The following is a 24,452-nucleotide window of genomic DNA, read 5'->3' as shown; positions in this document are numbered from 1 at the left end:
ATTCCTTAGACGGCTATCGCCATTATTCGCACGGAATTCGTTAATCCGGGGCGGCCGGGCGGCAATTTAGCGGTGCGGGCCCCAGGGACCATCCAAGGGGCCGGGACGCGCGCCCGGAATACCGGCGGGGGCGCCGGCGTCGCTCCAGGGGCCGCGGGAAGCGGGTGGAGGGAGTTGCTCGGTCGCCGATTCCTCCGACCCATCGGTTTCGTCCGCCGTACCCGGCGGCAAGGCCAGCGGGCCTGGATCGTGACCGCCGGCGAATTGCACCAGCGCCTTGACGCGGGCGTCGACCGACGGATGGGTGGCGAACAGGTCGGCAAACCCTTCGCGCGGATTGTCGACACAGAGCTCCATGACCGCGGACGTCGCGCCGGGCAGTTCGCCGCGATTCTCGATCTTGCGCAGCGCCGTGATCATGGCGTCGGGATTCTTGGTCAGTTCGACCGAGCCGGCATCGGCCAATAGTTCACGCGACCGCGACAGCGCCAGCTTGACGACCTGCGACAACAGCCAGGCCAGCAGGATCAGCACCACCGCGATAATGACCGCGATGATCGCGCCGCCACCGCCCTTGCTGTCGCGGTCGGATGACGAAGACGAGGGCGAAGAGGACGATGAAGACCAGTCGCTGCCGGTCGAATTCCACGACAGGTTAGTGAACATGCGAAAGAATAATTCACCGAAAAAGCCCACCACGCCGGCAATGATCATGGCGACCACCATCAACTGCACATCGCCATTGCGGATATGCGTCAGCTCGTGGCCGAGCACCGCCTCAATCTCCTGGTCGTTGAGCGCCCGCAGCAGGCCCGACGTCACCGTCACGGAATATTGCCGCGGGTTGAGGCCTGTGGCGAAGGCGTTTAGGGCCGGACTGTCCATCACCTTCAGCTTCGGCATCGGGATGCCGCGTGAGATGCAGAGGTTTTCGAGCAGGTTGTAGAGCCGCGGCTGTTGCTGCCGCGTCACGTTCTCGCCGCCGGTCAGAGCATCGATCATGTTCTGGTGAAAGAAATAGGCGATCACGATCCACAGCGCGGCAGCGATCGTGGCGTAGGGGAAGGCCGCGATCAGGTCGCGCGACGCATGCGTCAGATAATAGTTGAGGGAAGCACCGCTATTGAGGACCACTTCCGCAACCAGCGCGCCGGCAAACACCAGCACATAGATCAGTAGAAACAGGCCGGCGAGCAGCAGCATCGAACGAAACTTGTTCGATGCGATATGCGTGTAGAGACCGTATGCGGCCATATTTGCGTTCCGCTAACCACGGTCATTCCGGGGCGTCGCAAAGCGACGAACCCGGAATCTCGAGAGGGTTGGGTGCAGTGAGATTCCGGGTTCGCGCCTCCGGCGCGCCCCGGAATGACGAAAGCGAGGCATTGGACAATCTTAGAACTTCACGCTCGGCACCGTCTCGACTTCGCCGCGGCTGGCGCCGAGGTCGAAGAATTCCTTGCGGGTGAAGCCGAACATGCCGGCAAACAGCGCGGCGGGAAGCTGCTGGATGCCGGTGTTGTATTCCTGGACCGCGTTGTTGAAGAAGCGGCGGCTGGCCGCGATCTTGTTTTCGAGGTCGGAGAGTTCGCTCGCGAGCTGCTGGAAATTGGCGTTGGCCTTGAGGTCCGGATAAGCCTCCGACAGCGCGATCAGGCGGCCGAGCGCGCCGGAGAGCTGGTTCTCGGCAGCCGACACCTGCGCCGGCCCCTGCGCCGATATCGCCGAATTGCGCGCCTTGATGACGTCGTCGAGCGTGCCGCGCTCGTGGCCGGCGTAGCCCTTCACGGTCTCGACCAGGTTCGGGACCAGGTCATGGCGCTGCTTGAGCTGGACGTCGATGTCGGCAAAGGCCTGGCCGACGCGCTGGCTGAGCGCGACCAGCCGGTTGTACGCGGCGAAGGCAAACAGCACGATGATTACGATGACGCCGAGAACGATCCAGCCGGTCGACATGACGGACAACTCCTGAAGGGACGAAAGATGAGGGAAACTAGACGAAAAACGAGCGCGCGGCAGCCCGCCCGCGAGGTGGGAGGCGACTTGGGGCATGGCGTTAGTCGGAAATGGGGCGGATAAGTTCATTCGCTCGTGTCCCGGACGCGGTGCAGCGTCCCTTGACGATGCACCGCAGAGCCGGGACCCATCGTTGCCGGGAGGTATGGACCCCGGATCTGCAGCGCACCACGCCGCAAGTGCGGCGCACTGCGCAGCGTCCGGGGTACGAGACGGCTGTCCCGGTCAGCTTTCTTCCATCACCGGGTCGCCCCACCGCCAGCGACGTGCGCGGGCATAATCCGCTTTGGCGCGGCGAGGCACCTTTGTGAAAGCGAGACCTTCCGGGGTGCAGAGCTTGGCGGTTATCTCGACCTTGTTGACAATCGGTTGCGCGAGCAGCCGGGACGGGCGCTGAACAACCGGCACGCGCGTCAGCGCCACATAGGAAAATCTCTCATCCTCGAACGGCACCTCCGCGCCCTTGACCTGCATATGCGCACGCGAGCGCTGCAGGCGCTGGCTGAAATGGCACCAATCGGGTGGCTGAAGCGGGCATTTGCCGTCATGCGGGCAGGGCGCGGCGACATGGGCGCCGAGCGCGATCAGGTGCGCGCGCAGTGCGATGATCCGCGCATAGCCGGTGGGCGTGCCCGGTTCGACGACGAGCAGCGTGTCATCCGTCTTTGCCCACATCAGCTCGGCAATCGCGCGTTGTTCGGCATCACCGATCTCGCCGATCATGTAGCTCGCTATGACGAGGTCGGCGGCATCCGTCTTCGCCAGCGCCGCGCGCGCTTCGCCGCGCTCGTAGGCGATGTCGTGCAGGCGCATGCTGCCGCGTACCAGATTTTGTGCCAGTGTGCGGAGCGCGTCGTTGGCATCCAGCAGGGTGAAATTTGCTAGTGACGAGAATGTTTCGGCTGCCGCCCATGTGGCGGTGCCCGGTCCGGCACCGACATCGAGCAGGCGTTTCGGAGCGAAGTCCGGCCGGATCTCGGCGAGCGCGTTCAGGCTGGCCGTGACCGCGGCATAGGTCGCAGGCATTCGCGCCAGCGCATAAGCGAGCGCGTCCGCCTCGGTGCGGATGGTGCCGGAGCCGCCGCCGCCCCGGTAGGCTTGCGAAATCACCGAGGCACGGCCGGCGGCATCGCTGCGCGAAAAACCGCGCAGCTTGCTGTCGAGCGCGGCTTTCAGCTCAGTGGGGAGATCGGGTGAGGTCATAATTCTCGTCATGCCCCGCCTTGTGCGCAACTGCGCACCGGGTGGGGCATCCAATACGCCGAGGCGGCTCTGACGATCATAGACAGCGCGGCGTACTGGATCATCCGCCTTCGCGGATGATGACGTCAACAGGGTGGGATTAACAACCTCACGCCACGTTCTGATCGAGGATCTTCACGGCATCATCCAGGCCGACCGAGACCAGTTGCGAGACGCCGCGCTCGGCCATGGTGACGCCGAAAAGCCGGTTCATCCGCGCCATCGTGATCGGATTGTGGGTGATGATGATGAAGCGGGTCTCCGTCGACGACGTCATTTCGTGCAGCAGGTTGCAGAAGCGCTCCACATTGTGGTCATCGAGCGGCGCATCGACCTCGTCCAGCACGCAGATCGGCGACGGATTGGTGAGGAACACCGCGAAGATCAGTGCCAGCGCCGTCAGCGCCTGCTCGCCGCCCGAGAGCAGCGACAGCGTCTGCGGCTTCTTGCCGGGCGGTTTTGCAATGATTTCGAGGCCGGCCTCCAGCGGATCGTCGCTCTCGATCAGATGCAGCGCCGCTTCACCGCCGCCGAACAGCTCGACGAACAGCCGCTTGAAGTGGTCGTTGACGGTCTCGAACGAGGTCAATAGCCGCTCGCGGGCCTCCTTGTTGAGGCTCTGGATGCCCTGGCGCAGGCGCTTGATGGCCTCGACGAGGTCGTCGCGCTCGGTGGCGAGCGCAGTGTGCTGGGTTTCGACCTCGCGCAGCTCTTCCTCGGCGCGCAGGTTGACGGCCCCCAAGCGCTCGCGGTCGCGGCGCAGCTTTTCGAGGTTTTCCTCGATTTCGTTGAGCGGCGGCAGTTCCGCGCCCGGCTCGATCTCGGCGAGCCCGGCGACCGCATGCGGCTCGACTTCGAGCATGTCGTGGATCTCGCGCTCGATATCAGAGAGCCGGCGCTTGGTCCCTTCCATGCGCTCCTCGGCGCGGGCGCTGGCCTCGCGGGAGGAGGAGAGGGCTTCGAGCGAAGCCTTGGCGGCGCGGTCGGTCTCCGCCATCAGGCTTTCGGCGGCGGCGAGCGCGTCGGCAGCGACGCGGCGGGCGCCTTCGGCGGACTCGATCTCGTTGATCAGCGCGCGGCGCTTTTCGGCAAACACAGCCGGGGCATTTTCCAACTCGGCCCGTTCAGCCGTCACTTCGGTGATGCGCGCCTCGACGGTGGCAACCTGGGATGCCGAACTCTGCTTGCGGTTCTGCCATTCGGTGCGTTCGGCTGTGATTGCCTGCACGCGCTTGTCGGCCAGTTCGGCTTCGCGCGCCAGCGCCTGCGCCTCGGCCCGCACCTGTGCGGCAAAGCGGCGGTGCCCATCGATTTCGGTGCGAACGGCGCTAAGTTTTGCTTCCGTCTCGTCCGTCGGGGGCAATTCGGCCAGCGCAGCGTTGGCGCTCTCATGCGCCGCCTCGGCCTCGCTGCGATCGGCGGCAAGGCGGCTGTGGGCTTCGGTCAGCGCCGATTTGCGCGCGGCATGGCGGTTGATCTCGCGTTCGGTTGTGGCATGGCGTTCGCGTGCCGCATCGGCCTCGCGCTGCGCGGCACGCCAGGCCTCGCGGGCGGCGGTCTCGGCGGCGGACGCCGCCTTCAGCTCAGCCTCGGCGTCTTCAAGCGCCCGCCGCTTGGCGGAGGCATCGCTACGGGCCTGCTCCAGCTCGTGCTCGATATCGACGAGGCGTGCGCGTTCGGCAAGACGCCGGGCGGCGCCGGTCGGTGCATGCGCGGCTGCGATAAAGCCGTCCCAGCGCCAGACGTCGCCTTCCAGCGACACCAGCCGCTGGCCGGTCTTCAATTGCGAGACGAGCTCGGCGCCGCGTTCCTTCGACACCACGCCGATCTGGGCCAACCGGCGCCTCAATTCGGACGGCGCCTCGACATGCGCGGCGAGGGAATCGACGCCGTCCGGTAGTGGCGGATCGTCGAAGCTCGCGCCTGCGTTGGTCCAGCGCATCGGTGCAGAGGGATCGACCGGCGCGTCGAGGTCGTCGCCGAGGACAGCGCCCAGCGCCTTTTCATAACCCTTGGCGACGGTGACGCCATCGATGATTGGCGGCCACAGGTTCTTGGTTTCGGCGTTGACGAGTTTTGAAATCGTGCGGGCTTCGGTCTCCAGCCGCTGCACACGCTTTTCAGCCTCGGTGAGCGGAGCGCGGGAGGCTTCGAGCTTCTGCCGCGCGGCGATATGACCGGTCTCGCTGGCTTGCGCTGCAGCTTCGGATGCGGCGAGCGTTTCTTGCGCGGTCTCCATGGCGGCGGCGAGCGCGTCGATGTCGCCGAGATTGCCAGTCTCCTCGCTCAGCTTGTGCTCGTCGGCCTGGACGGTGGCGATTTCCTGATCGAGCCGGGCCAGCCGGTCGCGATGAGTCCGCACGCCGGCCTCTAACTGGTTGCGCTTGGCGGTGAGGTCGGCCAGCGCGGTGGTCAGCTCGCCGAACATGCGCTCGGCCGCGGCCAGCGTCGCCTCCGCTTCCGAGACGCGTTCATCAACGCCGGAGCGCTTTTCGACACGCGACTTGATCTCTTCCTTTAACTCGGCGTCCTCGGTGTCGAGCCGCTGCAGCGCGACCTCGGCGTCCGACGTTTGCTGCTGTTCGCGCGCGATGTCGGCGGTGAACTGATTCAGCCGCCGGTCGAGCTCGGCGACGCGTTCCTTGGCGCGCTCTTCCTCGCGATCGAGCTGTTCACGCGCATTGGTGAGGCGCTGCAGCCCCGCCGCGGCGCGGGCTTCGCCCTCGCGCAACGCAGGAAGTTCGGAGGCGCGGATCGCCTGGATCCGCGCAGCTTCGGCCTGCTCGCGGGTGCGCTCGGCCATTTCGCGCACGTTGATGTCGTGGGTGTGGGCGGCTTCGGCGACGTCGGCATTGGCTTCCAGCCAACGCAGGTGGAACAAGGTCGCCTCGGCCTTGCGCACCTTGGCCGCGACTTCGCGGAAACGAATGGCCTGACGAGCCTGCTTCTTCAGCCCCTCCATCTGGCCGGAGAGCTGCCCGATCACGTCCTCGACGCGGGTGAGGTTGGTTTCGGCGGCCTTCAGCCGCAGCTCGGCCTCGTGGCGGCGCGCATGCAGGCCGGCGACGCCGGCGGCGTCCTCCAGCACGCGGCGGCGCTGTTCGGGCTTGGCCTGGATGATCTCGCCGATCTTGCCCTGGTGAACCAGCGCCGGCGAACGCGCGCCGGTGGCGGCGTCGGCAAACAGGATCTGAACGTCGCGGGCGCGGACGTCGCGGCCGTTGATGCGATAGACGGAACCGGCCTCGCGTTCGATGCGACGGGAGATTTCCAGGATGTGGCTGTCGTTGACGGCGGCCGGCGCCGTACGGTCGGCATTGTCGATCGTCATCGTGACTTCGGCGTGGTTGCGCGCGGGCCGGTTGCCGGAACCAGCGAAGATCACCGCGTCCATATCGGCGGCGCGCAGCGATTTATGCGAGGTCTCGCCCATCGCCCAGCGCAGCGCCTCGACCAGATTGGATTTGCCGCAGCCGTTCGGTCCGACCACGCCGGTCAGGCCGGGTTCGATCACGAAGTCAGTGGGTTCGACGAAGGACTTGAAACCATGGAGGCGGAGGCGCGTGAGTTTCATGAACACGATTCTCTGTTGGCCGGGCGCGAATCTCCCTGCCGTGACAATACCATAGAAGGCAATGTCGTTGTGTGGACGAACCGCTGGCTGCGGCTCTTATGGCTCGCGACAATGGCGAGGCGGAGACCGGAGAGCAACGGCCCCGCGGGGCTTTTCCCAAGGGATTTGAGGCGCTTGTGTGGCGTCTTTTGCTGGACTTGTGGGCTCGGATGAATCGGGGCCCGCGCGAATCAGCTCTTCAGCATCGAATTGATACGCTTTGCGAACTCGTCGAAGCTCTGTTCGCCCTTGAGCATCTCGCCATTGATGAAGAAGGTCGGCGTCGACTGCACCTTGAGCACCTCGGCGGCATATTTCTGGTCGGCGGCGATCTTGTCGAGCAGCGCCTGATCCTTCAGGCAATCCTCGACCTGCGTCTGGGTGAGGCCGGCCTGCTTGCCGATCCGGGTCAGCGTCTCCGTGGTGTTCTTCACCACCCAGTCATTCTGCTGTTTGAACAGGAGATCGACAACGGCGAAATATTTCGGCGCATCGTCCTTGGCGATGCAGCGCGCCAGCATCGAGCCGGCGGCGGCCTTGATGTCGAGCGGGAATTCACGGAACACGAAACGGATCTTGCCGGTGTCGATGAATTCCGACTTGATCTTCGGAAACACTTTTTCGGTGAACGCCGCGCAATGCGGGCAGGTCATCGAGGCGAATTCGGTGATGGTGACCGTGGCATTCGCCGGGCCCAGCGCCATGTCGGGCAGCGACACCGGTTTGGCCACATCGGCGGGACCCTGCGCCATCGCATCCGTGATCAGCCGCAGCGGCGAGAAGCCGGCAAGCAGGCCAAGCCCGGTCAATGAGAGGGCTGCGGTGAAGGCGCGGCGCGTGATCATCAAAGTCTGCTCCCGATTGGCGCGTTCACGCCCGAAAGAACCTACGAAAAGAAGCCTTCGCTAGCTTGAAACGCCAGTTGTGGCAATGGCGCCTTGCGCGGGGCGAGCCGCGCAAAAGGCTCAATTTCGCTTGATCGCCGCGCCGAGGCGCGCCAGCGCGGCGCGCAGTTCCTCGTCCTCGACCGCGGAGAGGGTTTCGGCAACCTTTGCCACCGATTTCGGGTCGGGGGCGCGGGGGCGCGCGGGGCCTTTCCGGCGCGATAGCGGCGCCTGCCGCAGCGCCAGCCGGCCGACCGCGCTCCAGCCAAAGAAGCGGTTGACCCGCTGCAGGATGACGTCGGACGAATGCTGGATCTCCAGCGCCATCGGACCTTCCACCCGCAACACCAGCGTGGCCGGTTCCTGCGGCTGGCCCTCCACAGGCCGCGGCCACTGCATCTTGAGCGGCTCGGAATAGGCGGCGATTTCCGGCCCCGCGATGTCGGCCCAGCGCGTCACCAATTCGCGCGCGGCGAACCCCTGCTTGGCGTAGGCGTCGGAGAATACGTCCCTGAGCAGAACGGAAAGCGGTTTTGCCGAGATCGGGCCGGGCTTGGACATGGGGCTCTATAACACGGCGCCAATTACAGTAGAAACCGCCAGTGCAAGCTCGTCGTCAGCGGGTTGACCGGCCAGCTTCGTCTCGAATCAACGCGCAAGAAAGACGTGGATGCCCGGGACAAGCCCCCGGGGATGACGTGGAGAGATTTGCGTTCCGGCATTAAAGTAGGCGGATGACTGCTTCCGCGGCCGCCAAAATCAAACGACAGGCAGCACCTGCTGAAAGCGCCGATCGCCCCGCGCTGCTGCTCGACTGGTACGACCGCCATCGCCGCCGGTTGCCGTGGCGGCCGCTGGCTGGCGAGCGGGCCGATCCGTACCGGGTCTGGCTGTCAGAGATCATGCTGCAGCAGACCGGCGTCAAAACGGTCGGGCCATATTTCGAGAAGTTTGTGGCGCGTTGGCCGGATGTCGCTGCGCTCGGCCGCGCCTCGGTGGATGACGTGCTGCGGATGTGGGCCGGGCTCGGCTACTATTCGCGCGCGCGCAATCTGCATGCCTGCGCGGTTGCCGTGCTGCGCGACCATGGCGGGATATTTCCCGACACCGAGGGAGGCCTGCGCCAATTGCCGGGGATCGGGCCTTACACGGCCAAGGCGATCGCAGCGATCGCCTTTGACATCCGAACCATGCCGGTCGACGGCAATATCGAGCGCGTGGTGTCGCGGCTTTACGCGGTTGAGGAGCCATTGCCGCAGGCCAAGCCACGTATCCAGGAATTGGCGGCGACGTTGCTCGGTCCCGCGCGTGCCGGCGACAGCGCGCAAGCCTTGATGGATATCGGCTCCTCGATCTGCACGCCGAAGAAGCCGGCCTGCGCGCTCTGTCCGCTGAACGAGGATTGCGCCGCCCGCTTGCTGGGCGACCAGGAGACGTTTCCGCGCAAAGCGCCGAAGAAGTCGGGCGACCTGCGTCGCGGCGCCGCCTTCATCGTCACGCGCGGAGATGAGCTTCTGGTGCGCACGCGGCCGGAAAAAGGCTTGCTCGGCGGCATGACGGAAGTGCCGGGTTCAGAATGGCTGGCGGGACAGGACGACAAGGAGGCGCTGAAGCAGGCACCTGCGCTTACGGCCATCTCACGCTGGCATCGCAAGACAGGCGTCGTCACCCACGTGTTCACGCATTTTCCGCTCGAGCTCGTGGTCTATGCCGCAACAGTGCCGGCGCGCACGCGGCCGCCGGACGGCATGCGCTGGGTGCCGATCGCAACGCTCGCCGACGAGGCGTTGCCCAACGTGATGCGCAAGGCGATCGCGCACGGGCTGGACATCTGAAGATGCGAGGCTGCTCGCTGCTGACACCATGCTGGCAGCAGGGCTGCGATAGGAGGGAGCCTGACGGAGGTTCCCATGGTCAGCACGGTCTTCGATAATTTCACCGCACCGCCATCCTCAAAGCTGCTCGGCTGGCGCCTGCTCGACGCGCGGCCGAAGGACGGCTGGATCCGGATCGGCTTCGACGGCAAGCGGGATTTCTGCAATCCGGCCGGCTTCGTGCAGGGCGGCATTCTCTCGGCGATGCTCGACGACACCATGGGGCCGGCGGTGTTTGTGATGACCGAGGGAAAACTCTACACGGCGACCATCACCATGACGGTGAATTTTCTCAGCCCCGCCAGACCAGGGCCGATCACGGGCGAGGCCAACGTCACCCAGCTCGGCAAGACGGTGGCCTTCGTGGAGGGGCGGCTGATGGCCAAGGATGGCACGGTGCTTGCGACCGCCTCAACGAGTGCGCGGCTGGTCGAAACGGCTAAGGCAATCGCGCCGTCCGCTAGCTCGCTGCCCGCGGCGCTTCCCGCGTGATCTGGACGATCGGCGGCTTGGCGTTGAGCCCCTCGACCTGGAAGCCGGCGACACGCTTGTAGTTGGCAGCGATGTCTTCCAACTCCTGCTGCGAGAGCACGTCGGTGACGACGCCAAAGCCATTGGGCGCGCGCTCTTCGACCATCTGCATCACCTGCTCGGGACCGTTGCGGCGGTTGAGCATCACGAGGTCGGTGGTTGCGGGCCGCCGCTCGGCCTCATATGCGACCAGCGCCGCGTTGGTCGTCCCCTTCGCCAGAATTTCGCGGGTAATGACACGCGCGTCGAGGATCGCCTGCGACGCGCCATTGGAGCCGATCGGGTACATCGGATGGGCCGCATCGCCCATCAGCGTGACGCGGCCGAACGTCCATTGCGGGATCGGATCGCGATCGACGAGAGGGTATTCATAGGCGTGCGGGCAGTCCGCGATCAGGCCGGGCACGTCGAGCCAGTCGAACTTCCAGTCCTTGAACCAGGGCAGAAACTCTTCGAGTTTTGCGGTCCGGTTATAGTCCTCGCGCCGCCACTGATAGGTCGGCGGCATATGCCGCTCGGCCACCCAGTTGATCCGGAATTTGCCTCGGCTGTCGGCCTGCTTCGAGATCGGGTAGCAGACGAATTTCAGGATTTCGTGACCGGCCATGATCATGGTGCGGCCGGACAGGAAGGCGTCGCTGTCGGTGATGCCGCGCCACAGGATGCGCCCGTTCCAGATGGGCGGGCCTTCCTTGGGGTAAAGTTTTTCGCGAACCGCCGAATGGATGCCGTCGGCCGCGATCAGCAGCGCGCCGTCGTGATGGCCTTTTGATTGGCCGGTTGCCTTGTCGATGAATTCCGCGCGGACGCCGTTTGCGGTTTCGGTCCAGCCGGAGAGGTGATGGCTGGTCAGGATGTTTTCTTTGCCCAGCCGCTCGACCGCGGTTTCGAGCAAAATCTGCTGCAGCGTGCCGCGATGGATCGAAAACTGCGGCCATTTGTAACCGGCCTCGATGCCGCGCGGCTCGCTCCAGATCGGTTTGCCATGCTTGGAAAAATAGGCGAGCTCCTTGGTGCGGACGGCGGCCGCATCGAGCGCATCATGCAGGCCGAGCTCGATCAGTTCGCGCACCGCATGCGGCAGCACGTTGATGCCGACGCCGAGCGGCCGCAATTCCGGCACGCTCTCGAAGACTTTTGCGGCAACGCCGATCTGGTGCAGGCTGAGCGCCAGCGTCAGCCCGCCAATGCCGCCGCCCGCGATGAGAACCGTCATGATACGCCCCTGTTGCTTCCCGGGGCGTCATGACATGAGGGAGGGAAGGGGGCAACTGCAAAGGGCCGGTGGAGTCACTTGCGGACCCGGCGATTTACGGAAGCGGCGGGGCCGGGCCGAAGAAGCCGACGATCTTCACCAGCCGCCCGTCGGGACCGATCTCGCCGAAATCGATCGAGGTATCGCCGGTTGATCCATCCGCGCGCACCAGGCGCCAGAGGAAGCGGACCATGTTGTGATGGATATCGATACCGCTCATGAATTCCAGCCGTGCGCCGGGCCGGCTCGCCAGCACCGCGGCGATGTGGGCGGCGAGGGCGTCGCGCGCATTGAGCGAAGCGGTCGGATCGACATAGACGCCGTCCTCGCTCCAGCATTGCGCGAGCAGGGCGCGCCTGGCGGTATCACCAGGCTCGTTCCATGCTGCCATATACTGCATCACAGTGTTGGTGATTGCGCGCGTGTCCATTGCATGCCGTCCTTGAACCTCGGTCTCTATGGCGCTCATGATCCCGCCGACGATACGATCATCAGCGTTGAACCGCGAGGGGCAACTCCACCCGCCGGGGGTGGACGGCACGGCGGCCTGCCGGTAACGTCCGGCTTTCCCGATGAGGACCGCCATGTTCAAGCTTTACACCGCCCCTGGTACCTGCGCGCTCGCTTCGCATATCGCCTTGGAGGAGGCCGGCGCCGCCTACACGGCGGAACGGCTCGACTTCAAGAACCGCCAGCAGACCACGGCAGAATATCTGGCGATCAACCCGAAGGGGCGGGTGCCCGCGCTGGTGACCGATCGCGGCACGCTGACCGAGACGCCGGCGATCCTCGCCTACATCGCGAGCAGCTTTCCAGAAGCGAAGCTGGCGCCCGCTGATCCCTTCGCGTTCGCGCAGGCGCAATCCTTCAACAGCTATCTCTGCTCCACCGTGCATGTGTCGCACGCCCACAAGATGCGCGGTTATCGCTGGGCGACCGAGGAATCCTCGTTTGCCGACATGAAGCGCAAGGTGCCGGAAACCATGGCCGCCGGCTTCGCGCTGATCGAGCGCGACATGTTGAAGGGACCGTGGGTGATGGGCGATCAATACACGGTCTGCGACCCCTATCTGTTTACGATCGCGCTCTGGCTCGAAGGCGACGGAGTCGATGTTGCGACGCTGCCGAAGGTGGCCGCTCACCGCAAGCGGATGTCGGAGCGCCCGGCCGTGCAGAAGGTGCTGGCGGAAGAGAAGGGTTGAGACTGTACGTCAGACCTCACCCTAACGACTGCGAAGCACCTCTCTATGGATAAGGCCGCACCGCGGCCTCGTGGTCCGAGATCGAATCGCTTGTATCCATATGTCCGGCCTGTGAGTGCGGTTGCCGTGACCGCTGGCAAGCGCGGCTTGCTCGGAAGGCGGACCGGGTCCGTTACCCCCATCTACGATATCAAGCCTCATCCTGACGAGCAGGTCCGAGACGACGACCAGCCCGTCCTGCAGGTCAGGTTCACGTTCAAATTGAAGGTTCCCCTGTTGCACGAAAGCGACAGCCAGCGGCCCGATTCGAAGGTAAGATAATTTAGAAGGTAAGGTGATTTAGGCCGTTTATTTAAGGGTACCAAAATGAAAAAGCATTGCTTGGCCGCAGCCCTCATTATTTTGTCAGCGGCTTCCGCCTCAGCCGCCGACTTGGCTGCAAGGCCTTACACCAAAGCGCCTCCGGTCAGTCCTGCTTTCGATTGGTCGGGTTTCTACATCGGCGCGCATGGCGGTTACGCTGACGCTAACGATCCTGCAACGGCGACATTCAGCCCCGCTGCCTACACCACCGCAATTGTCCCCGCCGCTATTATCAATGGCTTTGGCGGCGGCGTCCCGCCCACCACGCCGCCGTTCGGCCTGTCGGCCGATCCGAAGGGCGGCTTCGGGGGTTTCCAGCTTGGCTATAACTGGCAAGTCAGCAGCTGGGTCTTCGGCCTCGAAGCCGACGCTAGCTTCGGCCGCATGCGCGGCCAAGATGCCAAACCGTTCTTCGTCAATGCAAGCATCGGCGGCGACGATGGCCGTTACACTGGCGTTGCACGGCTTCAGCAAACCATCGATGCGTTCGGTACGGTTAGAGGCCGGGTCGGCTACGCCGCGGATAGGGTGCTGCTGTACGTAACTGGTGGCTTCGCCTGGGCTGACGCGCAGACCAGGTTCGCCGTGGACAGCGTCGTATTTTCATTTGCTCCTAACTATTCCCCGGCGCAACAAGCCGCACTGTCGAACAGCAGCGCATCCAGTTCCGGTTTTCACTACGGCTATTCAGCTGGCGGCGGCATTGAGTGGGCATTTGACCGCAATTGGTCGCTCAAGGCAGAGTATCTCTATCTTGGCCTGCGTAGCGGCGGTACAACGCTCGCGATCCCAGGCAATTCGGCCAACACATCGCACTTCGATCTTCATACCGCGAAGGGTGGCATCAACTATCGCTTCTAGAATCGGCACCTATCGCGGCCATCGCCACCTAAAAGCCCTGGAGAAATCCAGGGCTTTTTACTGACGCGTTAGCTGGCTGCTGCCCACGATTGCGAGCGCGTGGATCCGGCTGTCCTGGACGGGGTCTTGCGCGTATCCAACTCGCGGCCGGTCTCCAGCATCAGCTTGCGCAGCCAGATCGAGCCGGGGTCCATCTGGGCGCGGGTCGGGTAGAACATGAACTGCTCGTCGATTCCGGGATCGAGCGGCGGTGTCACGGTCGCGAGCGACAATTGCTTCGACAGTGCGCCGATCAGGCGACGCGGCACGAAGGCGACGAGATCGGTGCGCGCGGCCACATGCAGCGCCTCGAGATAGCCTGATACGACCAGTGCGATGCGTCGCTCTATGCCCTTGGGGCGCAGCCACATGTCGATCAGGTCCTCGCTCTGCCCACGGATCACGACCGCGACATGGCGCGCATCAAGAAAGGTCTCGATCCGCTTCAGCCGCGCGCCGACCGGGTGGCCACGCCGGATGGCGAGCGCGTCGCTGTCGGTGTAAAGCCGCTGCCGGTGGAATCCGGAGAAGGCGTTGCCGATCGAAATCACGAGATCGATGGTGCGGGCGAATTCCGCCGTGAAGATCGCCGGCCCGCGCCATGGTACCACGTCGATCCGGACGTTTGGCGCGGCCTTGGTGATCTTCTCCATCAGCGGCGGCATCAAAAGCTCGACCGCCAGATCCGGCATCATCAGGCGAAACTGGCGTTCGCTTCTTGCGGCATCGAACTCATCGGCGATGAACAGCGCGCGCACCTGGTCAAGCGCTTGCGCCAGCGGCGCGCGCAAGGCCTGCGCCCGTGGTGTCAACTCCATCCGCGCGCCGGTTCGCACCAGCAGCGGATCGCCGATCAAATCGCGCAGCCGCTGCAGCGCGTGGCTCGCCGCCGGCTGCGACAGCCCGATCCGCATCGCGGCGCGGCTGACATTGGCTTCGCGGAGCAGCGCGTCGAGCGCGACCAGGAGATTGAGGTCAAGCGAATTCAAATTCATCGTGTGAATATATATCATAATCGCTATCGATTGGAAGAATGCTGCGCGGCGCGCGATGATTTCGACATCGGATAAGGAGATGCCGCCATGAGCGCAGCAGCGAACAAGAAACTGGTGCACCAAATCTACACGGATTCAGCGAACCGCAGTGGAACAACCTTTCTCGACAACATCGCCGAGGATGTCACCTGGATTGTCACCGGCCAATATTCCTGGTCGGGGGAGTTCAAGGGCCGTGATGCCATCAATAACCGCCTGATGGGTCATCTGCGCTCGCTGCTCGCCGCCGGACGGCCGCGCACGCTGGCGTTCAACTTCATCGCGGAAGGTGATTACGTCGTGGTCGAAGCCCGCGGCGACAACGTCACCAAGGCGGGGGAGCGCTACGACAATCAGTACTGCATGGTCTGGCGGATCGAAAACGGCAAGATCAAGCAGATCAAGGAATATTGTGACTCGGCGCTGGTCGAGCGCGTGCTCGGGCCGTTCCCGGCGGAGCGAAAGCTCGCCGCCGTAGTTTGAAGCCGCGCATGCGACGGCTGGGTCGCAAATGAAAGCGGCGCCCGCGAGGACGCCGTTTTGCTTGAGTGAGCCTTATCAGGCGGCCTTCACCGACATGTGCTTGAACATGTTGCTGCGGGCTTCGTCGTCCATCTCGGCCTTGAATTTGAACTTATCCTTCAGCGCGATCGCCTTAGCCGCGGCGGGACGGGCCGAGATCTCGTCCACCAGCCGCTTGACGTTGGGGTATTTCGGGGCTGCGTCTTCGCCTATGACGAAGGCCATCATGCGGGCCCAGCCCCAGACATCCATGTCGACGATGGTATAGGTCTCGCCGACCATGTAGCGGCGCTTGGCGAGATGGTCGTTGAGGATGCCGTAATGCCGCTGCGCTTCGTACTGGTACCGGTTGTGGGCGTAGTCGATCTTCTCTGGCGCAAAATGCTTGAAGTGCACGGCCTGGCCGGAAAAGGGGCCGACGCCGGTGGCGGCGAACATCAGCCATGACAGCAACTCGCCGCGGTTGGACGGCGTGTTCGGCGGCAGAAACTTGCCGGTCTTTTCGGCGAGATAGAGCAGGATGGCGTTGCTGTCGAACACCTTGACGCCGTCATCGTCGATCGCCGGCACCTTGGCATTCGGATTGATGGCGAGATATTCCGGTTTGAACTGATCGCCCTTGCGGGTGTCTACCGGGACGGGCTCATAGGCGATGCCGGCTTCCTCGAGGAAGAGCGCGACCTTGGTCGGGTTGGGCGAGCCGTTGAAATAGAATTTGAGCATCTGGAATTTTCCCCCATTGCTTCTTGCAGGAACGCGTGTTGCGGATTTCGAATATGGCAGCAATGCCGCCGTTCGCCACGTCCATGCTCAAATTTTTGCAGCAGACGCAAGCGACGAGTTCGTGAGCAGCCGCGCGTTACGAGATGAACAGGCCGCCGATCCCGGCGACCGCAAGGGCGCCGCCGCAAGCAATCATGGTCGACGCAAAGCGGACTTCCGAATGCAGGGCGGTGCGTTGGCCTGCGCGTTCCGATCCTCGCGCATAACCATGGACGATGATCTGCTCGCTGAAGGTGCCGCTGGCGTCCAGAATATCGGTCAGACCGGCACAGGCGACGAGGATGCCAAGGATGACCAACCCGGCAGGACCGAGCAAGCTCAGCAGCAGCATGGGAAACAAGCCGATCAGGAAGATCGGCAGCAACGGCAGCACAATAGGGACTCGGAGCCTCGCGTGCGCATGGGAGCAATCTTTGTGGAAAAATGAATGCGAGCAGTATGCCTCCAAATATCGGCAAAGGGGCACTTTTCTACCTGCATGCATCACACGGCTGCCATGCCAGCCGATCAGGCCGGTTGCGCCAAGTATGGGTAAGCCACCTTTCACGCGATAACGCGCCATAAACCATATGCACGCTGCGGCGCATTGGCGCGGCAGACCGTCGAGCTACGCCGGACATTCCCTTGGGGATGAAATCGGAGCCTTAGCCTGCCGCCATTTCCGAGCGGATTTCGGCGCGCAGCTCGTCGATCAGCTTGAGGCCGTTCTTGGTCTCGACGTGCCAGAAGGTCCAGCCGTTGCAGGCAGGCGAGCCCTGCGCGACGGCGCCGATCCGGTGGATCGAGCCGACCTTGTCGCCGAGCATGATGGCGCCGTCGGCACGGACCAGGGCGCCGTGCCGCTTTTTGGAATCGACGAGTTTGGTGCCGGGCGGAATCATGCCGCGCTCGATCAGCTCGGAAAATGCCACGCGCGGAGCGTCGCGCGCCGTCATGAACGGCGCCAGTGTCGCCTCCGGCAGCGGTTCGACCGCCGCGATGCGCGCTTCGGCCGCCTTCGCATAGGTCTTGTCGCGCTCGAAGCCGATGTAGCGGCGGCCGAGGCGCTTTGCTACGGCGCCGGTGGTTCCGGTGCCGTTGAAGGGATCGATCACGAGATCGCCCGGCTTCGACGACGACAGCAACACGCGCGCCAAGAGCCCCTCGGGCTTCTGGGTCGGATGCACTTTCTTGCCACCGGCGTCCTTGAGGCGCTCTTCGCCGGTGCAGAGCGGGATCAGCCAGTCGGATCGCGCCTGCACATCCTCATTGGCGGCCTTCAAGGCTTCATAATTGAACGTATAGCCCTTGGCCTTCTCGTCGCGCGCGGCCCAGATCATGGTTTCATGGGCATTGGTGAAGCGGCGGCCGCGGAAATTCGGCATCGGATTGGTCTTGCGCCAGACAATGTCGTTGAGGACCCAGAAGCCGAGGTCCTGCATGATCGCGCCGACGCGGAAAATGTTGTGATAGGAACCGATCACCCACAGCGTCGCCGACGGCTTCATCACGCGGCGGCAGGCGAGCAGCCAGGCGCGGGTGAAATCGTCATAGGCGGCGAACGACGAAAACTTGTCCCAGTCGTCATTGACGGCATCGACATGGGATTCGTCGGGGCGCTTGAGTTCGCCCTTGAGCTGGAGATTATACGGGGGGTCTGCGAACACCAGATCGACCGAACCGGCCGGAAGCTTCGACATCTCGGCGACGCAATCGCCGACGACGATACGAGTGCTGGAGTCAGACTCAAATTTGGTGCGGGGCGCCTTTGCAGACGCCCCGCGACGCGACACAACCATGACTCAATTACTCTGACTCAGGCGACGCTGTCGGCGACGCGGGACTAAACAACCGACTGGCGATACATTGACCGGGCAAAGTAAAAATCGACTTAACCAAGAAAATTATCGAACGAGAATGCGAAGAGCTATCACCGGCAAGATTGCCATCAGAGATTGCGACGGCTTGCGCACTAGGCAATTTTTGCCGGGCGGGTTATTGATTAATGAAATGGAAATTTTACGTGATTGCCGCGTTGGACATTCGAGCAAACAGCCGGGGATGAGGAAATAGCGCCATGCGTTACGATGATTTCCGCCGCAGCGACGACATTGAAGACCGTCGCGACGAGGGTGGCGGCGGAATGGGAGGCGGCGGCGGTTTTGGCCTGCCGATGGGCGGCGGCGGGCTCGGCATCGGCACCATCATCGTGCTCGGCCTCGTCGGCTATGCCTTCGGCATTGACCCGCGCATCCTGATCGGCGGCGCCGAAATCCTCACCGGCGGCGGCCACGCACCGACGTATCAGACCGATCGCAGGTCGGGATCGGGCAAGACCGGCGCGCCGAAGGACGAAGTCGGCAGCATGATCGCGGGCATACTGGGTGAGATCGACGACCGCTGGAGCGAGATCTTTCAGTCCAGCGGCCAGAACTACACCGGCCCGCGCATCGTGCTGTTTCGCAACGCCACCAATGGCGGCCGCTGTGGCATGGCGCAGTCGGCAATGGGGCCGTTCTACTGCCCGCCGGACAAGCAGATCTTCCTCGACACCGGCTTCTTCCGCGAGGTCGAGACCCGCTTTCGTGGCTGTTCGGGCAGTGCTTGCAAGTTCACGGCTGCCTACATCATCGCGCACGAAGCGGGACATCACATCCAGAACCTGCTCGGCATCCTGCCGCGCGTGACGCGGCTGCAGCAGCAGGCCGGCAGCAAGGCGGAAGCCAATGCGCTGCAGGTCAAGGTCGAGCTGCAGGCGGATTGTCTTTCCGGCGTCTGGGTGAACCGCGAAGAGAAGAAGCGTCCGGGCTTCATCGAACCCGGCGATATCGATGCGGCGCTGAAGACGGCAACCGCGATCGGCGACGACACGCTGCAGCGGCAGTCGACGGGCAGGGTGGTGCCCGACAGCTTCACCCACGGCTCCGCGGCGCAGCGCAAGCAATGGTTCATGACCGGCTATCAGCAGGGCACGGTGCAGGCCTGCAACACGTTTGCGGCGGGAGCGTTGTGACGGTCTCGTGCCCCGGATGCTGCGCAGCACGAAGTGATGCGCTGCTGATCCGGGGCCATGCTACTCGGACACAAATAGGTCCCAGCTCTGCGGCGCATCGCTACGCGCTGCACCGCGTCCGGGACACGGGGAAAGCGCAAATGTCCTCCATCGACGAAACCAAACAATTCGTGCCGCTCAACATCGCGGTGCTGACGATCTCGGATACGCGCACTTTGGCCGATGACAAATCCGGCGCCACGCTGGCCGACCGGCTGACGGCGGCGGGGCATCATCTCGCCGCGCGCGAGATCATCGTCGACGACATCGATGCGATCCGCATCATCGTCAAGCGATGGATCGCCGATCCTGATGTCGATGCGATCATCACCACCGGCGGCACCGGATTCACCGGCCGCGACGTCACGCCGGAGGCGGTCGAGCCGCTGTTCGAAAAGCGGATGGATGGTTTTTCCGTCGCCTTCCACATGCTGAGCCACGCCAAGATTGGCGCCTCGACGGTGCAGAGCCGCGCTACCGCTGGCGTAGCGGGCGCGACCTTCATCTTCTGCCTGCCGGGATCGCCGGGCGCCTGCCGCGATGCGTGGGACGGCATCCTCGGCGCCCAGCTCGATTACCGAACGCGGCCCTGCAATTTCGTCGAGATCATGCCGCGGCTCGACGAGCACCTGCGCCGGCCGAAGGCCAAGGGCGCGTCGGCTTAACATTCCATTCCGTCATTCCGGCGCGCGTTAGCGCATCCCGAGATGTGGTGTGAGATTCCGGGTTCATCGCTGCGCGATGCTCCGGAATGACGAAGAACTACAGCTCCATCTCCCAGGTCTCGCCGACGAGATCGACGCCAAAGCTACGGTGCGGCTCTTCCTTGACGCGACGGAAGCCTGCAGCCTGATAGATGCCGCGCGCGGCGACAAGGATGCTTTGGGTCCACAGCGTCATTTTCTTGTAGCCCTTCTCGCGCGCCGCGCGGACGCATTGCTCGACGAGCGCGCGGCCGACGCCGAGCCCGCGCGCTTTTTTCTCCACCAAGAGCAGCCGGAGCTTCGCGACCTCATCGCTGCCCTTCACCAGGAAGATCGAGCCGAGCGGCTCGCCGCCTGCTTCCGCGATCCAGCAATGCTCGCGCGACGGGTCATAGTTTCTGATGAACTGCGCGCAGATCTCGGCGACCAGCGCCTCGTAGCTGATGTCCCAACCATACTCCTCAGCATAGGCTTTTGCCTGGCTTGAGATCACCCAGCCGATGTCGCCGGGCCGGTGGCTGCGCAAGAGAAAAGCGGCGGGCTTCTCCATTGGGCGCTCCAGCGTTTGCTCGATTGTCGTCATGGCTCGGACGACGGCGCCGCGCTGATCGTCGTCCAGCGCAGCGAGCAGGCTTCCAACTTCCTCGCGCGCGCGGCGCTCGAGCTCGGCCTGGGCGGAGCGCCCCTTCGCAGTGAGCGAGAGCTCGTTGACGCGGCCGTCGTCCTTTGAAGGCCTTCGCGTCACGATCTGGCGGCGCTGTAGTCCCTGCAAGGTGCGGCTCAGGAATCCGGGATCGAGCCCAAGCTCGCGGGTGAGATCGGTGGCGGTGCAGGCGGCGCGGTGCCTGATCTCGTACATGATTCGCGCTTCCTGCAGCGTGAACGGGCTGTGCAGCAGCTTCGGCTCGATGATGCCGAGCTTGCGGGTGTAGAAGCGGTTGAAGGCGCGAACGGCCGCGACTTCTTGTTCGGAATTCATCTGGGACCTCGGGTGCCTCGATATTTGTCATTGTCAAATATATATTTGACTTTGACAAGTATATTCGCGAGGACGAGGCGCGCCGGCTCGCGCCCGCTTCTACTTTGCATGGGGTTGTTTTCGATATTTTGTGTCCGGGCCCTGCGGTGGACCGCTTTAGGCCACCACCATGATCCGGCTGCGCAGCTGGGTCCGCGAGGCGCGGCCGAGCTGGCGCAACAGCCGGGTCTCGGGGCGCCGGGAGTCCACGCCGTGGCCGCCAAGCCGCTCATAATGATCACGTGCGATCAGGAGGCCCTGTTCCGCCGACGGGCCTGTGATCATCCGGCCCACGAATTTGAAGGCATCGCGAATCCGCGTGTTGGTGTAGGGCGAGCGGGCATAGCGAAAGACGCCGGCGCGCGGCCGGCCGCTGAGCGATACGTTCTGGATGAACTGCGTGGTTTCATCGATCCAGCCGCTGTCAAGGACCGCGCCGGCATGCAGGAACATCAGCCAGGGTGAGCGCGCCGCCCGCGCGCCGGCGGCCAGCGCCGCGGCGCGTGTTCCCTCGAACTTGAGAAAGCGGCAACCAGCCACGTCGGCGACCCGTTCGATCACGCCGTTGCCGGTCCTGTCGACCAGCAGCACTTCGGCAATCACCCCGGCTGCGGCTCCCGGCACCAGCGCCGCCAGCGTTGCGACGGCGGGCTGTTCTACCCCTTTGGTCGGAATGATCACGCTCAACATGAAAGAGACTTCGATGGCTCAAGCAGCGAAAACCGCTGCACTGTTATCACCTTGTCATAATCAAAACAGCCGCTTGCGTGCAGTTTTTTGCGGCACGTGGTGCTGGCGCGTGCATCGCTTCTTTTGAATTGGCGTCGATGATGTTCTTGATTTGTTCTAGCGGCGTGCTATGTTCGCCCCATGAGCCGAGCATCCTCTCATGCCCTCAAGCACCCGCCGGTCACGGCGCCCTCCGAGCCGGCGGGTGCGACACCCTTTCCTGAGCTCGCGGTCGGAATCGAACGCCAGCGGCGGCGCGGCCGTGGCGCGCAATCCAACCAAAGCGGCCGGTTTGAGGCCGAAGCGCGGGTCGCCTTCGACGACGGCTGGCAGAGCCTGGATGACCTGCCGCCGTTCAAGACGACGGTAGCGCTGGATACGTCACGCAAGGTCATCACCCGCAACGACTCGCCCGACATCGGATTTGACCGCTCGATCAATCCCTATCGCGGCTGTGAGCACGGCTGCGTGTACTGCTTCGCGCGGCCGACCCACGCCTTTCTCGGGCTGTCGCCCGGGCTTGATTTCGAATCCAAGCTGCTTGCCAAGCCGGACGCGCCCGAATTGCTCGAGAAGGAGCTGGCAGCGCCCGGCTACGAGCCGCGCATGATTGCGATCGGAACCAACACCGATCCCTATCAGCCGATCGAGCGCGAGCACAAAATCATGCGCGGCATTCTCGAAGTGCTCGATCGGGCTGGCCATCCCGTCGGCATCGTCACCAAGTCGGCGCTGGTGACACGTGACATCGACATTCTGCAGCGGATGGCGAAGCGCAACCTGGCCAAGGTCGCCATTTCCGTGACGACGCTGGATGCCAAGCTCGCGCGCACAATGGAGCCGCGTGCCTCGACGCCACCGAAGCGGCTGGAGGCCTTAAGGCAATTGTCGGCGGCCGGCATTCCCGCGACCGTGATGGTCGCGCCCATTATCCCCGCGCTGAATGATTCGGAGATCGAACGCATTCTCGATGCCGCGGCGCATGCCGGCGTCAAGGAGGCAAGCTATGTGCTGTTGCGCCTGCCGCTGGAAGTGCGCGACCTGTTTCGCGAGTGGCTGATGGCCAACTATCCCGATCGCTACCGGCACGTCTTCACCCTGATCCGCGACATGCGCGGGGGGCGCGACTACGACTCGCAATGGGGAACGCGGATGAAGGGCACTGGCCCAATGGCCTGGATGATCGGTCGCCGCTTCGAAATCGCCTGCGAGAAGCTGGGCCTCAACAAGCGAAGGTCGAAGCTGACGACGGATCATTTTATCAAGCCGAAGCGGAACGGGCAGCAACTGAGTTTGTTTTGAAGCGAACCGATGGTTGTAGTCGTCATGGCCATGACGGGGAGAGAGTAAGATGAGCGAAAAATCGCCAAAGCCAGTCCCCCGGTTCACGGTCATCACGCTCGGCGTGGGCGATATGCGCGCCAGCATCGCGTTTTATGAAGCGCTCGGCTTTGTCAGGAAGATGCGCACAACCGGCGAGGCTGTTGCCTTCTTCGATACCGGCGGCACGGTGCTGGCGCTTTTCCCGTGGGATCAACTCGCGCGTGACGCCACGCTGCCGGATCAGCCCCGACCGAAGACGTTCCGGGGCTCGACGCTCGCCTGGAATTGCAGCTCGGTGGAGGAGGTCGACACGGTGCTGGATTTTGCAATCTCCTGCGGCGCGTCGCTGTTGAAGCCTGCGCACAAGACCGATTATGGCGGCTACTCCGGTTATTTCGGTGATCCCGACAATCACGCTTGGGAAGTCGTGGTCGCGCCCGGCATCGAGGTCGGCGACGACCGGCGGGTTCATTTGCCGGATTGAGCCCAGGGAGTTGAGCCCCAAGGACAAGACTGAATTGAGCCCCCAAGGACAAGACTGAATAACGGGAATTATGCCGAGTTCCCGGTTGCGTGCGGCGTCGCGCTGGCGCACGAATCCCGGCCATGATTCGGGACAAGTCTGCCAAGAAATCTGACGGGAAATCAGGCAAGAAGGCCGCCAAGGCGCAAGCCGAACTGCCGACGGGGGTAATCGCGGTCGCGCCACCGAGCTTTCGCCGCGAGCGGGCGCTGATCAAGCGCGGCGTCTGGCCGGTGGCCGGCTGCGACGAGGCCGGGCGCGGTCCCTTGGCCGGGCCGGTGGTGGCCGCCGCTGTCATCCTCGATCCCAAGCGAATCCCCAAAGGCATCGACGACTCCAAGCGGCTGACCGCGGAGCGCCGCGAGGAACTGTTCGAGGAAATCTGCGCCACCTCGTCCTTTGCGGTCGCCTTTGCATCACCGGCGCGGATCGACCGCGACAATATCTTGCGCGCCTCGCTCTGGGCGTTGGCGCGGGCCGTGCGGGCGTTGCCCGAAATGCCAAAACATGTGTTCGTCGACGGTCGCGACAAGATCGATGCGCCGTGCGATTGCGATGCGGTGATCGGTGGTGACGGTCTTGTGGTGTCGATCGCCGCCGCCTCGATCATCGCCAAGGTGACGCGTGATCGCCTGATGAGCGCGCTGGCGCTGGATTGCCCGGGCTACGGCTTCGAAACCCACAAGGGCTACGCCGTGCCGGAACATCGCGAGGCGCTGGACCGGCTCGGTCCCAGCATCCACCACCGCCGGTTTTTCGCACCGGTCATTGCCGCGCGGCAGAAACATTTCCCTGAAACAGTCGAGGTCGAGCCCGACCTCTTCACGGTGGATGGAGAGATCGAATCCGAGATCCCGGCCACGATCTGAGATCGGTTGCTTCGGCGCTTCCTGCGCTCTATCAAA

Annotated in this window: 24 protein-coding genes; 10 read left to right on the top strand and 14 right to left on the bottom strand. The window is 63.9% G+C overall.

Annotated features, from left to right (window positions below):
- Positions 1-66: 66 nt before the first annotated feature.
- The 6 genes from HCN50_RS04525 to HCN50_RS04500 form a co-directional block, all read right to left on the bottom strand.
- Entirely contained in the window at positions 67-1,254 is a 1,188-nt protein-coding gene (locus HCN50_RS04525; protein ID WP_171708381.1) for a M48 family metallopeptidase, read from the bottom strand.
- A gap of 141 nt (positions 1,255-1,395) precedes the next feature.
- Positions 1,396-1,956, bottom strand: coding sequence for a LemA family protein (locus HCN50_RS04520; RefSeq protein ID WP_171708380.1), 561 nt, complete (start codon positions 1,954-1,956; stop codon positions 1,396-1,398).
- A 285-nt stretch (positions 1,957-2,241) separates the two neighbouring features.
- Positions 2,242-3,219 carry a small ribosomal subunit Rsm22 family protein gene (locus tag HCN50_RS04515; RefSeq protein WP_171708448.1) on the bottom strand — a complete coding sequence of 326 codons (978 nt, stop codon included), beginning with the start codon at positions 3,217-3,219 and terminating at the stop codon, positions 2,242-2,244.
- Positions 3,220-3,367: 148 nt separating this feature from the next.
- A complete protein-coding gene (locus tag HCN50_RS04510) occupies positions 3,368-6,832 on the bottom strand; it encodes a chromosome segregation SMC family protein (RefSeq protein ID WP_171708379.1) in 3,465 nt (1,154 codons plus the stop codon).
- Positions 6,833-7,062: 230 nt separating this feature from the next.
- Positions 7,063-7,719 (bottom strand): DsbA family protein, encoded by a 657-nt coding sequence (locus HCN50_RS04505; protein WP_171708378.1) that lies wholly within the window; start codon positions 7,717-7,719, stop codon positions 7,063-7,065.
- A 117-nt stretch (positions 7,720-7,836) separates the two neighbouring features.
- Positions 7,837-8,316, bottom strand: a complete 480-nt coding sequence (locus HCN50_RS04500) for a DUF721 domain-containing protein (RefSeq protein ID WP_171708377.1) — start codon at positions 8,314-8,316, stop codon at positions 7,837-7,839.
- A 173-nt stretch (positions 8,317-8,489) separates the two neighbouring features.
- On the opposite strand from HCN50_RS04500, the gene mutY reads away from it, so the two are divergent.
- Positions 8,490-9,590 carry an A/G-specific adenine glycosylase gene (gene mutY / locus HCN50_RS04495; RefSeq protein ID WP_171708376.1) on the top strand — a complete coding sequence of 367 codons (1,101 nt, stop codon included), beginning with the start codon at positions 8,490-8,492 and terminating at the stop codon, positions 9,588-9,590.
- 75 nt (positions 9,591-9,665) lie between these two features.
- Complete coding sequence (locus HCN50_RS04490; RefSeq protein ID WP_171708375.1) at positions 9,666-10,121, top strand: PaaI family thioesterase; 456 nt, start codon at positions 9,666-9,668, stop codon at positions 10,119-10,121.
- On the opposite strand, the gene HCN50_RS04485 is transcribed toward HCN50_RS04490, so the two are convergent.
- Both HCN50_RS04485 and HCN50_RS04480 read right to left on the bottom strand, forming a co-directional pair.
- Entirely contained in the window at positions 10,090-11,376 is a 1,287-nt protein-coding gene (locus HCN50_RS04485) for a flavin-dependent oxidoreductase (protein WP_171708374.1), read from the bottom strand. The two genes, HCN50_RS04490 and HCN50_RS04485, sit on opposite strands and share 32 nt — an antisense overlap.
- Positions 11,377-11,470: 94 nt before the next feature.
- Positions 11,471-11,845: a nuclear transport factor 2 family protein gene (locus HCN50_RS04480; protein ID WP_171708373.1), complete on the bottom strand. Its 375-nt coding sequence runs from the start codon at positions 11,843-11,845 to the stop codon at positions 11,471-11,473.
- Between the two features lie 154 nt (positions 11,846-11,999).
- On the opposite strand from HCN50_RS04480, the gene HCN50_RS04475 reads away from it, so the two are divergent.
- Together HCN50_RS04475 and HCN50_RS04470 are read left to right on the top strand one after the other, a co-directional pair.
- Entirely contained in the window at positions 12,000-12,617 is a 618-nt protein-coding gene (locus HCN50_RS04475; RefSeq protein WP_171708372.1) for a glutathione S-transferase family protein, read from the top strand.
- Between the two features lie 366 nt (positions 12,618-12,983).
- Positions 12,984-13,841 carry an outer membrane protein gene (locus HCN50_RS04470; protein ID WP_171708371.1) on the top strand — a complete coding sequence of 286 codons (858 nt, stop codon included), beginning with the start codon at positions 12,984-12,986 and terminating at the stop codon, positions 13,839-13,841.
- A gap of 68 nt (positions 13,842-13,909) precedes the next feature.
- Here the strand turns inward: HCN50_RS04470 and HCN50_RS04465 are convergent, their stop codons facing one another.
- Positions 13,910-14,875, bottom strand: a complete 966-nt coding sequence (locus tag HCN50_RS04465) for a LysR family transcriptional regulator (RefSeq protein WP_171708370.1) — start codon at positions 14,873-14,875, stop codon at positions 13,910-13,912.
- Between the two features lie 87 nt (positions 14,876-14,962).
- Between HCN50_RS04465 and HCN50_RS04460 the strand changes: the two genes are divergently transcribed.
- Positions 14,963-15,397, top strand: a complete 435-nt coding sequence (locus HCN50_RS04460; protein WP_171708369.1) for a nuclear transport factor 2 family protein — start codon at positions 14,963-14,965, stop codon at positions 15,395-15,397.
- A gap of 75 nt (positions 15,398-15,472) precedes the next feature.
- Here the strand turns inward: HCN50_RS04460 and HCN50_RS04455 are convergent, their stop codons facing one another.
- From HCN50_RS04455 to HCN50_RS04445, 3 genes are all read right to left on the bottom strand, one after another.
- Positions 15,473-16,159 (bottom strand): glutathione S-transferase family protein, encoded by a 687-nt coding sequence (locus tag HCN50_RS04455; protein ID WP_171708368.1) that lies wholly within the window; start codon positions 16,157-16,159, stop codon positions 15,473-15,475.
- Between the two features lie 136 nt (positions 16,160-16,295).
- Entirely contained in the window at positions 16,296-16,781 is a 486-nt protein-coding gene (locus HCN50_RS33405) for a hypothetical protein (protein WP_235976724.1), read from the bottom strand.
- Positions 16,782-16,863: 82 nt separating this feature from the next.
- Positions 16,864-17,997 carry a site-specific DNA-methyltransferase gene (locus tag HCN50_RS04445; RefSeq protein ID WP_171708367.1) on the bottom strand — a complete coding sequence of 378 codons (1,134 nt, stop codon included), beginning with the start codon at positions 17,995-17,997 and terminating at the stop codon, positions 16,864-16,866.
- Between the two features lie 278 nt (positions 17,998-18,275).
- On the opposite strand from HCN50_RS04445, the gene ypfJ reads away from it, so the two are divergent.
- Both ypfJ and moaB read left to right on the top strand, forming a co-directional pair.
- Positions 18,276-19,211, top strand: coding sequence for a KPN_02809 family neutral zinc metallopeptidase (gene ypfJ, locus HCN50_RS04440; protein WP_171708366.1), 936 nt, complete (start codon positions 18,276-18,278; stop codon positions 19,209-19,211).
- Between the two features lie 140 nt (positions 19,212-19,351).
- Positions 19,352-19,915, top strand: coding sequence for a molybdenum cofactor biosynthesis protein B (gene moaB, locus HCN50_RS04435; RefSeq protein WP_171708365.1), 564 nt, complete (start codon positions 19,352-19,354; stop codon positions 19,913-19,915).
- Between the two features lie 97 nt (positions 19,916-20,012).
- On the opposite strand, the gene HCN50_RS04430 is transcribed toward moaB, so the two are convergent.
- Together HCN50_RS04430 and HCN50_RS04425 are read right to left on the bottom strand one after the other, a co-directional pair.
- Entirely contained in the window at positions 20,013-20,933 is a 921-nt protein-coding gene (locus tag HCN50_RS04430) for a bifunctional helix-turn-helix transcriptional regulator/GNAT family N-acetyltransferase (RefSeq protein ID WP_171708364.1), read from the bottom strand.
- 156 nt (positions 20,934-21,089) lie between these two features.
- A complete protein-coding gene (locus HCN50_RS04425) occupies positions 21,090-21,662 on the bottom strand; it encodes a glycosyltransferase family protein (RefSeq protein ID WP_171708363.1) in 573 nt (190 codons plus the stop codon).
- Positions 21,663-21,842: 180 nt separating this feature from the next.
- Between HCN50_RS04425 and HCN50_RS04420 the strand changes: the two genes are divergently transcribed.
- The 3 genes from HCN50_RS04420 (at position 21,843) to rnhB (ending at position 24,416) form a co-directional block, all read left to right on the top strand.
- The gene (locus HCN50_RS04420) at positions 21,843-23,003 is read left to right on the top strand and encodes a PA0069 family radical SAM protein (protein ID WP_171708362.1); all 1,161 of its coding nucleotides are present in this window, start codon (positions 21,843-21,845) and stop codon (positions 23,001-23,003) included.
- 49 nt (positions 23,004-23,052) lie between these two features.
- Complete coding sequence (locus HCN50_RS04415) at positions 23,053-23,508, top strand: VOC family protein (protein WP_171708361.1); 456 nt, start codon at positions 23,053-23,055, stop codon at positions 23,506-23,508.
- Between the two features lie 122 nt (positions 23,509-23,630).
- A complete protein-coding gene (gene rnhB / locus HCN50_RS04410; protein WP_171708360.1) occupies positions 23,631-24,416 on the top strand; it encodes a ribonuclease HII in 786 nt (261 codons plus the stop codon).
- Positions 24,417-24,452: the final 36 nt, after the last annotated feature.

Source organism: Bradyrhizobium archetypum (assembly GCF_013114835.1).
GTDB classification, from domain to species: domain Bacteria; phylum Pseudomonadota; class Alphaproteobacteria; order Rhizobiales; family Xanthobacteraceae; genus Bradyrhizobium; species Bradyrhizobium archetypum.
The sequence above is the reverse complement of the archived record's forward strand: the minus strand, read 5'-3'. Positions and strand labels throughout refer to the sequence as shown.